Source organism: Bifidobacterium xylocopae (genome assembly GCF_003315615.1).
Lineage (GTDB): Bacteria > Actinomycetota > Actinomycetes > Actinomycetales > Bifidobacteriaceae > Bombiscardovia > Bombiscardovia xylocopae.
In genome coordinates this window covers 15,414-28,432 of the sequence record NZ_PDCH01000002.1, presented here as the reverse complement: position 1 = coordinate 28,432, position 13,019 = coordinate 15,414, and the positions used below count along the sequence as shown (strand labels likewise).

13 protein-coding genes are annotated in these 13,019 nt (G+C 64.5%); 5 read left to right on the top strand and 8 right to left on the bottom strand.

Going from position 1 to position 13,019, the window contains the following annotated elements:
* Window positions 1-168: 168 nt before the first annotated feature.
* From CRD59_RS01460 to CRD59_RS01450, 3 genes are all read right to left on the bottom strand, one after another.
* Complete coding sequence (locus CRD59_RS01460; protein WP_113852835.1) at window positions 169-627, bottom strand: MarR family winged helix-turn-helix transcriptional regulator; 459 nt, start codon at window positions 625-627, stop codon at window positions 169-171.
* A gap of 174 nt (window positions 628-801) precedes the next feature.
* A complete protein-coding gene (locus CRD59_RS08335; protein WP_236632658.1) occupies window positions 802-2,010 on the bottom strand; it encodes a helix-turn-helix transcriptional regulator in 1,209 nt (402 codons plus the stop codon).
* A gap of 203 nt (window positions 2,011-2,213) precedes the next feature.
* Entirely contained in the window at window positions 2,214-2,888 is a 675-nt protein-coding gene (locus tag CRD59_RS01450; RefSeq protein ID WP_236632657.1) for a sugar O-acetyltransferase, read from the bottom strand.
* 151 nt (window positions 2,889-3,039) lie between these two features.
* Between CRD59_RS01450 and CRD59_RS01445 the strand changes: the two genes are divergently transcribed.
* Together CRD59_RS01445 and CRD59_RS01440 are read left to right on the top strand one after the other, a co-directional pair.
* Window positions 3,040-3,513, top strand: a complete 474-nt coding sequence (locus tag CRD59_RS01445) for a GNAT family N-acetyltransferase (RefSeq protein WP_161522248.1) — start codon at window positions 3,040-3,042, stop codon at window positions 3,511-3,513.
* Between the two features lie 117 nt (window positions 3,514-3,630).
* Window positions 3,631-4,413: a mechanosensitive ion channel family protein gene (locus CRD59_RS01440; RefSeq protein WP_113852978.1), complete on the top strand. Its 783-nt coding sequence runs from the start codon at window positions 3,631-3,633 to the stop codon at window positions 4,411-4,413.
* 5 nt (window positions 4,414-4,418) lie between these two features.
* On the opposite strand, the gene CRD59_RS01435 is transcribed toward CRD59_RS01440, so the two are convergent.
* From CRD59_RS01435 to CRD59_RS01415, 5 genes are all read right to left on the bottom strand, one after another.
* The gene (locus CRD59_RS01435; RefSeq protein ID WP_113852977.1) at window positions 4,419-5,672 is read right to left on the bottom strand and encodes a Fic family protein; all 1,254 of its coding nucleotides are present in this window, start codon (window positions 5,670-5,672) and stop codon (window positions 4,419-4,421) included.
* A gap of 126 nt (window positions 5,673-5,798) precedes the next feature.
* Window positions 5,799-6,290, bottom strand: a complete 492-nt coding sequence (locus tag CRD59_RS01430) for a hypothetical protein (protein WP_113852833.1) — start codon at window positions 6,288-6,290, stop codon at window positions 5,799-5,801.
* 255 nt (window positions 6,291-6,545) lie between these two features.
* The gene (locus CRD59_RS01425; protein WP_236632656.1) at window positions 6,546-6,767 is read right to left on the bottom strand and encodes a substrate-binding domain-containing protein; all 222 of its coding nucleotides are present in this window, start codon (window positions 6,765-6,767) and stop codon (window positions 6,546-6,548) included.
* A 258-nt stretch (window positions 6,768-7,025) separates the two neighbouring features.
* Window positions 7,026-7,793, bottom strand: coding sequence for a response regulator transcription factor (locus CRD59_RS01420; RefSeq protein ID WP_113852831.1), 768 nt, complete (start codon window positions 7,791-7,793; stop codon window positions 7,026-7,028).
* Window positions 7,790-9,232: a sensor histidine kinase gene (locus CRD59_RS01415; RefSeq protein WP_236632655.1), complete on the bottom strand. Its 1,443-nt coding sequence runs from the start codon at window positions 9,230-9,232 to the stop codon at window positions 7,790-7,792. The genes CRD59_RS01420 and CRD59_RS01415 overlap by 4 nt, the downstream gene beginning before the upstream one ends.
* Before the next feature lie 143 nt (window positions 9,233-9,375).
* Between CRD59_RS01415 and CRD59_RS01410 the strand changes: the two genes are divergently transcribed.
* From CRD59_RS01410 to CRD59_RS01400, 3 genes are read left to right on the top strand one after another with little or no spacing between them, the layout of a single operon-like run.
* Window positions 9,376-10,332 carry an ABC transporter ATP-binding protein gene (locus tag CRD59_RS01410; RefSeq protein WP_113852830.1) on the top strand — a complete coding sequence of 319 codons (957 nt, stop codon included), beginning with the start codon at window positions 9,376-9,378 and terminating at the stop codon, window positions 10,330-10,332.
* A 39-nt stretch (window positions 10,333-10,371) separates the two neighbouring features.
* Window positions 10,372-11,595, top strand: coding sequence for an ABC transporter permease (locus tag CRD59_RS01405; protein WP_113852829.1), 1,224 nt, complete (start codon window positions 10,372-10,374; stop codon window positions 11,593-11,595).
* A complete protein-coding gene (locus CRD59_RS01400; protein ID WP_113852828.1) occupies window positions 11,582-12,955 on the top strand; it encodes an ABC transporter permease in 1,374 nt (457 codons plus the stop codon). The genes CRD59_RS01405 and CRD59_RS01400 overlap by 14 nt, the downstream gene beginning before the upstream one ends.
* The last annotated feature ends 64 nt before the right edge of the window (window positions 12,956-13,019 follow it).

The following is a 13,019-nucleotide window of genomic DNA, read 5'->3' as shown; positions in this document are numbered from 1 at the left end:
CGCCGGAAGTCTGTTTTTGCGAACCCGGATGCCCTGGCGCCTCGAAGCGGTTCGATAGGCCGTCGGCAGTGGTTCCGGGCATTGTCACTGACCGGGAAGAGCGACGGCCATCCACCCATTCATGCGATACATGGCATATGGCTTCCGGCTGTGCACCGAGCCCGTATTCTATGGGGAAACCGTGCTGCCGGTCCCCATCCTCTCCTCACAGCGCAGGGCCACGTAACGCCCGAAGAGGCAGCACAGGCGGATGAATTCGCGCGTCTGCTCCTCCCCCATCTGCTCGAAGACCCAGCACACGTCCTCTTTCATCATCTTCCGGGCCTTGCGGTTGTGCGCCGAGCCGGCGGGGGTAATGGAGACATGCACGTTGCGGCGGTCGTGTTCATCGGCCTGGCGGGAGATGAACCCCTTTTCCTCCAGGGATCGCAGGAGGGAGGAGACCCGGCCCGAACTCAGCCGGGCCATCCGCGCCAGCTGGGAAGGGGTCAGGTCGCCGAATTTCTCCAGGGAACGCAGGACGCCCGCCTCTCCCCTGGTGGATCGGTCCACCTGATCGGGCAAGACCTTCCTGCGCTCCACCGCCAGTCGGGAGAGCTCCTCGAACGCCTCGTCCGCATACCCCATCGGCGCACCTCCCCTTCGTTCCTGCTTTCGTCCACTTACTTGCAAACTGCTGTATAAGCAGAATATCTTCTACCCAAAACTATTTTGGGTAGAAGATATTCTTTCACGTTCTCTTCACATCCGAGACGGATCTTGCGCTCACCGCGCCTATCAGGACATCAATCGTTTGAAGCTTCAGCGATGGACCGCTATGCAGGCGCGCAGCACTGAATTCACGATTGCGCTAATCACTCCCCCGATGACCCAGAAGAGCCAGAAGGGGATGGGCAACCCGAAGAAGTTCGTGGCGTTGCCCGTAAAGAGCATAAGGAAGGCGATAATGGTGGCCAAGCTCATGATGGTGCCGGTAATCGCGTGGTCCAGCTCCTTCCACTTGCCCGGCAGGGGCTCCTTGCCGTCATTGTCATCGAACTCGGCCCCCCTGTTATAAGCGTCGATTTTGATCATGCTCGCCCGCAGGCCGCAGGTTACGATGAACAACACGCCGCAGGCAACGGCAGCTACGATGGCGGCTCCTGTCGTAGCGCCGGACCACCGCCAGACTTCTTGACCCGTCACCCCAAGCGCCACGCCCAGCAATATAAGACCAATACCCACGGCCAAACCTATGCCCAATTGGCGGGTAGCAGCCGAGCGATCCTGGGGGCTGTAGAAGTCCTCGATAAATGGATGCTGCCTGCGAAAATCCGCATGGCGCAGGTTCGCAGGGATGATAAGCGCCAGTCCTGCCGTGATGCCGACCATCAGGCAGCACAGCCCCCAAGCCGTTGCGGCAGTCATTCTGCCCGGCACGGCAGCATTGCCAGCCAGCGCCACATTCGCAGCAACGCCCAGAAGAATCGCGGCACACCCCGCGCCAATATGCCAGGAATACGAACGCCTCAGCTCGTCGTATCCGGTGACGTCGTGCCCGAAAGCAGGGCCTGCCACTGCGGCATCCACGGTTGGGCCGGAACCGAAAGCAGGACTCGCCGCCGCACCGCCAATCGAAGCGGGTTCAGGCCCGGCAGCTGGTCCAACGGCTGCCCCTGCAACTGCCGCCGCGGGAGAAGCCGCCTGACGATTGGACTGCGCAGGCGGCATAGGTTGACCGCCGGCAGAAGGCCGGGCATCCTTCTCGCTAGCCGTCGCATTCACAGACGGGCAGGCCTGGGCCTGGCTCTTGGCACCCGATCCCGGCACCCGCACATCACCCAGGACCAGATCGTCCAAGGTGCAGCCAAACAGGTCGCAGATGGCCAAGAGCTTGTCCATTTCCGGGTAGGCCTTCTCCGACTCCCACTTGGAGACCGCCTGGCGGGAGACGCCCACGAGCATGGCCAGCTGCTCCTGGGTCATGTGCCGCTGCGAGCGTAGGCAGTGCAGATTCGTTCTGAAGCTCATGCTTCCTCATTTCATTCCTGGAAACGGTCATCGGCCCCCGGCTGTCCACCGAGGACGTGCCCATTGTGCGCCGGGCGCGAACCCGCCCGCCACCAGCTTTCGGTTGCAAGGCCAAAACGCAACCGCACGCCAACGCAACCGGGGGTTGCATCCGCGGCCTTCAGCCGTTTTCCGGGTATGCCCAACCGGCAAACGCACTGCTCTTACCGCTCCGGCACGCGGTGAGGCAGGTCCATGGCGTCGGATTCGGTGATGGGCCGGATGACCTTACAGGGTGTTCCGAAGGCCAGGGAGTGGGCCGGGATGTCGTGGGTCACGACCGAACCGGCGCCGATCACACTGCCCTCACCGATCGTGACGCCGCCGGTCACGGTCACGCCGGCGGCCAGCCAGCAGCCCGAACCGATGGTGATGGGGGCGCCGTACTCGTAATCGAAGAGGGAACCGTCGGCGGCCCGGCGCATGTTGCGCTCCTGGAAGCGCAGGGGGTGCAGGGGCGTCATCAGGGAGACGTTGGGGCCAATCATCACGTCATCCCCAATGGTGACCGGGCACACGTCAAGTACGGTGAAGTTGAAGTTGGCGAAGACCCGGTCGCCGAAGCTGGTGAAGACGCCGTAGTCGAAGAAGACAGGACCCAGGATCTCGCTGTCCTGGCCTATCTGTGGCACCAGCTCGCGCATGATGGCTTCGCGCTCGTCGGCCGCGGACTCGGGCAGGGCGTTGTAGCGACGGCAGAGCTCGTGGGCCTTGCCACGCATGGCGCCCAACTCCGGATCGGCGGCGTTGTAGAGTTCGCCGGCCAGCATCCGCTCGCGCTCGCTGCGCCGGTCCACGCCCTCGTCGCCGGTCTGAGTGGGTTGTGCGTCGGTCTGCATGTGCGCTCCTTCGTCGGTCGGTGCCTTCCCCCACCAGCCTAGCCTCGGGGCCCGTCCGGTCCACTGCCCGCCGGACCGGGGTCCGATTAGAATAAGCGGCAGCAGTTGGCCCGACGAACGAGCGCCCTATGAGGGCCGGAGAGAAGGCAGCATGCGGTTCACCACCTACGACCACCTGCCCGACCAGACCCGCCGGGTACGCGAGCGCGTTTTTGTGGACGAGCAGGGTTTCCACGACGAGTTCGACGACATCGACCAGCTCAGCTGGCACCTGCTGGCCTTCGCCGGGACCGACGAGGCCATTGCGGCCTCCCGCTTCTTCCCCTCCGGGCCGGTCGGCGAGCCTCTGTCCCAGGGTCGGACGGGCCCCGCCGGCACCTACACGATTGGCAGGGTGGCTGTGGAGCGCGCCTGGCGGGGGCATCATGTCGGCGCCGCTGTCCTGCGAGCGACCGAGGAGGCCATAGTCCGCTTGGGCGGGCACAGGGCCATCCTGCACGCCCAGGAGCAGGCCGAGGGTTTTTACCGCAAGCAGGGCTACGAAGTGTGCGGTGAGCGCGGCCTGGATGAAGGTTGCCCACATGTGTGGATGGGCAAGGACCTGCCGGCCGTGGCCGCCGGATAAGGCCTTGGTGTCGGTGTATCGGTGAGACTGTTGGCGTGCGTAGGGATGGGAGTGGCGATGGATTGGTTGCTGGCGGCGGGTTCGGACCCAGGCCGCAAGGCCGAAGAAGTCGGCGATATGGCGGAAATCTGGTTGCGGCACAATTCGGGGCGCATTTTCCTGCTGATTGTGGTGGTCCTGTGCGCGGCGGTGGCCTCCCGTTTCGTGTCGGTCATCATGCGACGGACCTTGGAGCGCACGGTGATTCCGTCGGCGTCCATTTTCGTCAACATCGTCAAGGCGGTCATCTGGATCTTCGCGGCCGCCTGCGTGCTGCAACCGGTCTTCGGCATCAACCCGACCACGGTGGCCACGGCCCTTGGCGTATCCGGCCTGGCCCTATCCCTGGGTCTCAAGGACACGATCGCCAACATCGTGGGCGGATTCGGCCTGATGCTGAGCAAAGTGATCCAGCCAGGCGACATCATCTCCATCCAGGGCATCACCGGCACAGTCACCGACATCACCTGGAGGCATACGATCGTGCAGGACCGGGCCGGCAACGCCATGTGGATCCCGAATTCGGTCCTGAACACCACGGCCCTGGAGAAAATCCCGGCGGCCGGCGAGGCCGTAGCGACAGTGGCGTTCACCGTCAAAGGCGGCGAGGACCTTGACCGCTGCGCCAAGGCCATCACCAAGGCCGTGCAGGCCGCAACCGGGCACATGATGATGGCCGGCAACCCGCCCATCGTGCAGTTCCAGGGCTTCTCACCCTATGGCATATCCGGTCAGGTGATCATGTTCGCCAAGAAGGGTGTGGTCGCAGCCACCATGCAGGACGCCGCCACCCGAGCCCTCTCCGGCGAGCCCTACCTGGTCCAGGATCCGGCGCTGACCGCCGGCAGCCAGGCCGCCTGAGTCAGCTACTCGTCCAGGCGTTCGGCCAGGTCCGCCGAAAGGCTGACCCTCAGGGGCCTGCGGGCGGCGTATTCGGCCAGGCCCGAGTCAGCCAGTTGGCCCAGGTAGGCCCGGGCGCTCTGCTTGCCCAGCCCCAGCCGAGCCGAGGCATCGTCCAGGGTCAACCCCCGGCGGCCACCGGCCACATAATCCTCCATCAGGAATTCCAGGAGTGAGACTGCCTGTCTGGCCAGACCATGCTCCTCCCCCAGTTGCCGGCCCAGCCCAACCGCCCGGTCCATTTGGCCGGCCTGGGCCTCGAAGCGGTCGATCAGTTCGGCCTGAGCCTGGCCGATGAAGTCCAGGAGGGTGAGCACGAAGCTGGTCAGCTCCCCGCAGTTGAGCTTGCCTTCCGCCTGCCGGAAGGCCTTGTAGTACTTGTTCTTACACTCGGCAATCACCCGGGAGAGCGACAGGATCGTAGGCAGGGTCAGTTCGTCCTTAAGGTACAGGGCCAGCAGGTAGCGCCCGGTCCGCCCGTTGCCGTCGTAGAAGGGGTGCACGTACTCAAACACGAAGTGGGCCATGATGGCCGACTGCAGGCCGGGGATGCCGGGGTTGGCGACCATGGCCATCATCTGGGTCAGGGCCTGCCCGATCCGCAACTCCCCGCTCATGCCTTGGTGCTCCGGCCCCCGCGGTCCTTCGACGCTGACCGCGTGCGCCCGGAAGAGCTCGCCGTCCGGCCGGTCAGCCTCCGCCACTTCCCCGCCAGCGACGGCATCGTAGATCCGCCGGATGTCCTCCAGGGATTGAGGCAGGGCCGCCGTGCCGTCGGTCAGCGCCAGGTAGAGCCGGGCGAACTCGCCAAAACGCACCGGTTTCGCGCTGCCAGCAGTACCTCCCCCGGGAAGCGCTCCGTTCCGCACGGACTCCACGGCCCGGTCGGTCTCCTTGCGGGTGCTCTTGACCCCTTCCATGGCGTTGGTCACCAGCAGCTCCTGGGACACGGCCTGCGCCAGATACTCCTCCCGCGCCGTCTGGGGCAGGACCTCCCAGAGCACGGCAATCCGCCGCTCGGCCCGCGCCAAATCACCCAGTTTCAGGCTCAATACCCGTGGTGTGGCAGTAAAGAGCTCCCCCAGGGCCGTAACCACCCCGGTCCGAAAGCTCGAATCTGCCTCCACCCGCCGCCGGGCCTCTCCTTCATGCCGCGCCCGCGCGTCCCCGGACCGATCGGCATGAAACACCCGCGCCAAGTCCCAATAATCATCACTCACCACCACCCTCCTTCCCTCAATCGACGCTCTTTTTTATATAATATACCAATAAGAGTACCCAAACAGGCCACAGTGATGCCAGCTATGTATAGCAATGCTGATATAGCCAGCTTCCAGCCGGGCCCCTCAGCCGTTGCCGGCGGTGACCCAGTGCCAGGTGGTGCAGCGGTCAGTGCAGGCCAGGTAGTGGGCCATGCTGTAATCGCCCACCATGGAACCGTCGGAGAAGTCGTTGCAGTAGGTGTAGACGGTGGCGACCAGCAGCTGACTGGGCTTGGCCTGGGGGTAGTCATAGAAGATATTGTTGTTCGGCCCCATCTCAAGCTCCGAGGCGATCATGGTATTCGACATCTGCTCGTCATACACGATGCGGGTAATCCTGCAGCCGGTGTAGTGGTCCACCTGCTTGACAATGGCGTCGCGCGCCCCCTGCAACTGCTCCGGTGTGAACTTGCGCGAGGCGGAGAACTCCTCTCGCATCCCCCAGGTGTTGAGCGGCGGCGGCAAGTAAGCCACGCTCCACCCCACCAGCAGCAGCACAGCAAACAATGCCAGTCCAGCCGCCCACCGCCGCCGCCTACGCCGGCTGCCGCTGCCCATCTGCTCCCGCTCTGCCATGCCTCAAGCCTAGCCGGGTTTGGCGGACATCCCCGGCCCGGTGCCGACCTGGGCTCCGGGCGGGTGCTGGAGTTGGTGAGCAGAAGTGGGCCCTGGCGCGCCCGGACCGGTTGGGGAACCGAATCCGCCGCCCACCGCCCCATCGCAAGCCATTCGAGGATTTTATTCGCGGACCGGCCACCCTTGGGGCGCCGAATACACCCGTTTGGAAGGATAATGCGTAGTTTCCGTACTGCCAGTGCGCTTACGCTAGCGCTAACCATGACTGTCCTGGGGGGGGGGGGTGCGACCGCAGCCCTCCACCAGGTCGTCGATCTTGGCCGGCAAAAGGGCGAAGGCCTCCTGGCCGGCGGAGTCGAAATCCTGCTCGATGGTGGTCAAAGGAGGGTTCCAGACCTTGGCGATCGGATGGTCGTTGAAACCAGCCACAGACACATCCTTGATGGATGCAGCCTTGCTTCTGTCGGTTCTGGGCATGCTCGCCCCCCCCCCTCGCATTCCACCTATAGGGTTATACGCCATGAGTCCCGGCAACGAAAAAGACATGCATCAGGCAGCGCATGCATCATACACGAAAGAGACACAAGCGCAGGGGCCTGGATATGGAAAGGGTGGCGAATTCCCCCGATTCCGCCACCAGTGTCAGGATAGGAAACGAGCCTGGGAACAATGTGGGAAAATTATGAAAAAAATAGTAAGAAAATACTTTCTCCAACCAGGGCGCCTACTGAACGGTCACTGAATCGCCAACCACTCCACGGCCAATTGGGTGCGGTTGGACAGGTTCGTCTTGGAGAGGATGGCCGAGACGCGGTTGCGCACGGTGCCTTCGCTCAGGTGGAGTTCGGCGGCTATGGCCCGGTTATCCAAACCGTCGGCCACCAGCGCGGCGATCTGGCGGTCGCGGACGGTCAGACCGGCGAAACGGGCTGGGACACGTTTGGCCGTATCCACCGACTTCCCTGCGGGCGTTTCCCTGGGCGAATTCGCCTGCATCCCGGATCCAGGCTCCCGGGCCGCTCCATCCCCGGCCCCTGTAGCTCCCAAACCAGCGCCTACGGACGCGGGCCCGACGGCTCCCCCGCCATCCGGCCCGCCAAGGGGGAGCCGGGCCAGTGCCTCGGAGCCCAGAACCACCTGGCCGGCCATCACAGCCTGGAGGGCGGGAGCCACCGAAGCGACGTCCTGCTTGATCAGATAGCCCTTCGCCCCCAGTTTCAGTGCGTGCGAGATGTAGCCCCGATCGGCGAAGGTGGTCAGAAAGAGGATGCGGGCATCCCGGTCGGCCGCGATGATGCGCTCAGCGGCGGCAAGACCGTCCATGCCGGGCATCTGCACATCGATCAGCAGCACATCGGGCCTGCCGTCCGCCGCCCGGTAGCAATCCAGAGCCTCCTGGCCATCGCCGGCGGTCCACAGTACGCTGGCGGCCCCGGTGGCCGTAAGAATGGTGGACAGGGAGGAGCGGACGATCGGATCATCATCGGCAATGGCGACCTTCATCGGCCGGCCTCCTTACTGGATTCGCCTTCGGCTGCACCCTCGCCCGCCAGTTTATCCCGCCAGGGCCCCTTTGGCAGGGAGACGAAGACCCGCCAGCCTCGCCCGTAGGGCCCGGTCAAGGCACTGCCACCCAGGGCCTTGGCCCGCGCCTCGATGTCAGCCAGGCCCATCCCCCGCCAGCGTTCGGCGGGATCGGAGGGCATAGCCACCACCCCTGCGAATGCACGGAACCCATGCGCCCGCCGCTCGTCTGTTCCTGCGTTCCCAACGCGGGCGGTGCCGGCCTGGTCGGTGATGGCAGAGCCGTCATCCTGGACCACCAACTGCCAGAAGGCCGGATGGTCACGTAAAACCACCGAGGCCGTCGAGGCATCGCTGTGCCTGATGGTGTTGCTCAGAGCCTCGCGGATGACGGTGGCGAAGCAGCGAGCCACGGGCGCGGGCGCGGCGGTGATGTCGTTCGTCACGGACACACGCAAGTCCCCGGAGGCCATGCCGGAAGGGACGGTGGCCGCAGCCTCGATCTGGGCGGAGAAATCCGTGCCTTCGTCCTCCAAATCGTGGACCGACCGGCGGATGGTGGTCATGGCCTCGTCCAAGGTGGCACCCAAATCAGCGAAATCGCCGGCGGCGCGTTCCTCCCCCTGGGCCTGGGCCACCACCTGGAAGGCCTGGGCCTGCATGATAGCCCGGGTCAAGAGATGACCGACATTGTCATGTATCTCGCGGGCGATGCGGGTACGCTCACTCAGCCGGGCTGTGCGCACGGACCGGGCCTGCTCCTCGTCCAATTCGCTGATTCGGCTGCGCAACTGTCGCACGGTGTAACGATGGGGGCCGACGGAATGCAACAGCTGGGAGCGGGCACGGTCCAGGCGCCGGTAGACCAGGCCAGAGTAGGCGGCCAGCGCCGAGGCGAGCAGGGCAAGTAGGGCGTAGCGTCGCCAGAGACCAGTGAAGCGAACCAAGTCGGCGCAAGCGGGCAGGAGCCAGGCCAATGACGGGGCGGCAGCCAGGGCAAGAGCAGGAGGCAGGTGCCCCTCAGGACCGCGCGCCCCCTGAGCGGGGACCGACCAGGCCCGGCGCGGGGCGGAGTCGGCAACCCGAGGTCGGGGGCTCCAGCGCACAGACAGCCGGCAAAAGTCGACGGCCGCCAGACCGGCGTCGAAGGCGACCGCAGGCAGAAACACCATCCAGGCAGGCAGGAACAAGGTGACCACCGCCATGGCGGCATCGCCCGCAATCGCCCACCAACGGGGGAACAGCCATACGCACAACGCGCCGGCCGCCAGCGCCGCCAGCAACCCGGCCACCAGCGTTTCATCCAAACCACCGATTGCCCAAACGCCACACAGGACCCCGACACCGGTCAGCCCCATACGCCCCACAACCCGCTCCATCCCCACCTCCTTCCAGACCCATGGATTCGTTCGGACCATCTGTATCATTTGTACGCCATATCAGGCGCAATCACGCAAGTCCGCCCCTTCCAGTGACAAATGTAACGGTCGGGGCCGGGTCGGAAGGCTAGTGGTGACTGGGGTCACCGTGTCGGCGGAAAAAGGGTTGGGATGATGGAGGCATGAACGATGCACGGACTCTCGAATCAGCGCTTACGGTAACCGGCTTGGTCAAGCGGTATGGGGACATGCTGGCCCTGGACCACTTCGACCTGGAGGTCAAACGTGGGGAGGTCTTCGGTCTGCTGGGGCCGAACGGCTCGGGCAAGACCACCACCATCAACTGCATCCTGGCCCTGTTGAGCTTCGACTCGGGCACGGTGCGCATCTTCGGCAAGGAGATGGGCCCCACGGCCTACGACCTGAAGCGGCGGATCGGGGTGGTGCCGCAGAACGTGGCCGTGTTCAACGAACTGAGCGTGCAGGAGAACATCGACTACTTCTGCTCCCTCTACGTACCGAGGAAAGCCGACCGCAAGGACATGGTCGAACAGGCGATTGACTTCGTGGGACTGGCCGACTTCCGCAGGTTCCGCCCCGGCAAGCTCTCGGGCGGCCTCCTGCGCCGGCTCAACATCGCCTGCGGCATCGCCCACCAACCCGATCTGATCTTCTTCGACGAGCCCACGGTCGCTGTGGACCCCCAGAGCCGCAATGCCATCCTGGAGGGCATCGAACGACTGAACGCCCAAGGCGCGACCGTGGTCTACACCAGCCACTACATGGAGGAGGTCGAGCAGATCTGCACACAGATTATGATCATGGACCACGGCCGCAGAATCGCACTGGGCTCGGCAGACGAACTCAAGGGCATGGTCGAGGCCGGCGAGCGCATCTCGGTGGAGACCCTGGACCTTGGCGAAGACACACTGGCCCGCATCCGCGCCCTCCCCCAGGCCCAGTCCGCCGACTACGACGGCCTGAACCTGGTGGTGCGCTGCCGGCAGGGCGAACACAACCTCCAGGACGTACTGGCCACCCTGGAAGCCTCCGGAAGCAATTACGGCCACCTGACCAGTCGACCGCCGTCCCTCAACGACGTGTTCCTCGAACTGACCGGCAAGGAACTGCGCGATTGAGCGCAGCCCCCTGGGCTCAGCCTCTACCAAGGAGCACACATGTGGAACTCATTCTTCATCAACGTCAAAGGCTCGATCCGCAATCCTTCGAATGTCTTCTGGGTCCTGGCCTTCCCGGTCATCCTATCCTCTCTGATGCTGGGCCTCCTGGGCAATTTGGATGACACTCGCGCAGCCGTTCCGCAGCCTTTCGCCATAGTCGAGGATGCCAACTGGCAGGCCAACCCCGCCGCCGGCCGGTTGGTCTGCGCCCTATCGAGGGCACCGAGCTCCGGCACCAACGACGACGCGCCGCAGCTGCTCAAGCCGAAGCGTGTGACATCCACGGCCGAAGCCGCCCGACGACTGGACGACGACCAGGCCATCGGCTACCTCTACGCCGATTCAGATGGCCTGGTCAACATGGTCCTATCCGACCGTGATGCAGCCGCCATCCAAGCCGACAACACAGCCTCCGAAGGCATCGCGGTCTCCATCCTGTCGGCCGGCATCGGCCGTTTCAACCAGACCTCCTCCACTGCGGCCGCACTGGCACGGCAGGACCCTCGGCTGCTGACCTCCTCCGGCTTCCAGACCCTGGTCCGCTCAGGAGGGCAGACATACACCCGGCGGATCAGTCTGACCCACATCCATCCTTCGATGACCGCCCCTTACTTCTTCGCGCTATTGGGCATGGCCTGTCTCATCGGAGCCAGCACCGCGGCATCGATGATCACCATGACCCAGCCCAACCTTTCCGCGCTGGGTGCCCGGCGGGCCAGCTCGCCCAGTCCCAAGTGGCGGCAGGCCGCAGGCGCTTTCATGGCCTCCTGGCTCTTCTCCGCCGTCAGCCTCCTGGTCGCCTATATCTTCATTCGCACCGTCTGCGGCGTGGAAACCGGCGGCCGCGACCCGCTAGCCCTCCTCGCCATCGCAGCGGGCACCTTCATGACCACCTCGTTCGGCACTATGATGGGTGCAATCCCCAAAATCCCCACCGAAACCAAGGTTGGCCTTGTCGTGGGCATCGATTGCACTCTGAGCACCCTCATCGGCCTCTATGGCAGCTCCACGATGGACCTCAACAACGCCATCCAGGAGCACGCGCCGATCCTGCATCTGGTCAATCCGGTCAAGCAGGTGTCCAACCTCTTCTACGACATCGTCTACTACGACAGCCTCGCCCCCTTCGCCTCAACCTGCGGCATCGTGGCTCTCATGTCCGCCGTTTTCCTGGCCGTAGCCGCCCTGCTCCTAAGGAAACAACGCTATGAGTACTTGTAAAACAGCCTTGCGCATCATCTGGGCGCACAAATTCTACTTCCTGGTCTACCTGGTCGGCATGAGCGCCATCATGATCATCGCCGGCTCAGCGAATATGCAGTCCGCCGTACAGGCCGAGTCTTCCAGCTCAGTGGGCCGCTTCGAGCCCGCCCAAGCGAATATAGCGGTCATCAACCGGGACCGTGGCAGCCAGGCAGGGCGCGAGCTGGGCCAGGGCCTGGAAAAATACTTGCAAAAGTCATCTGCATTGGTGTCGGTTGACGACAACCCCCGAGCCCTGCAAGACGCGAATATCTCCGGAAAAAGTGATTTGTTGATCATAATCCCCGCAGGCTACGGGCAACAATTTATAGGAAATCTCAACGAAACCATCCAACATACCAGGACTGCCACCTTGCCCAAGGTGGAAACCACCGCCTCCTTCAACTCCAGCCGGGGCAGCCTGGCCCAGCTCCAGGTGGATGCCTACTTCGACGCCGTCCGCACCGCCTCCCTGACCGGCCTCACTGCCGGGGGGCCAAGCCGGCAGCCGCCCGACACAGCCGCAGCCACCGTCGGCCCGGCCACCCTCAAACGCGCTGCGGCCTATGCGGTCTCCCACTATGACAGCAATCAGCCCGGCATCAAGGTTCACGCCAACCCCAAGCGCAAGGACAGGCAGCTGGGCTCCGGGTTCGCCGTAACGCTCGGCCTGGCCTCATACCCGCTCACGATGGCGCTCACGGTCTGTGTGGCCGTCCTTTTCGCGGCCTTCAACTCACCCGACCGCCACCGGCGCATCCTGACCTCGCCCTTGCCCACCAGCAGCCTGAACAGGCAGGAGCTCCTGGCCGGACTGATTCTCGCCCTCATCTCCTGGGCCTATTATGTTGCCGTCATAGCGGCCAGCATGCAGTCGGTCGGCGCCCCGCTGGCCTCCTTCGGTTGGGGGCGCGTATCCCTTGGCTTCGCCGCCATGCTGCTCTTTACCTGTACGGCAGCGGCCTTCGGCTTCATGCTCGCCCAGTTCAACCCGACCCCATCGGTCATCAACACGATCGGCATCATCTTCGGCCTGGTGATCATGTTCACTTCCGGCGCTTCGGGCGCCGGGGCCCTCCCCCCTGCCATGCGGATCATCGGCAAGCTCACCCCCGGCTGGTGGTACAACAGCGCGGTCACGGCCATCATGGGGGTGCCCTCACCCGGCCAGAGCCTGCCGGCGAGGCCTGACCGGGTCAACTCCTGGCTGCCGTCCCTGGTCTTGCTTGTCCTCTTTGCCCTGGCCTACGTCTGCATCGGACTGGCCGTCTCCCGCCTGACCCGCACCCGTTCCAGCCTGGTGTCCGCCACCAGCTCCGACCCCACCATGGTCGGGTAGGGAAGCCGCAGTACAGGCCCGTTTACAAAGCTCGGGGCGTGCGGCGGCAGGCCCGAATCCGCGA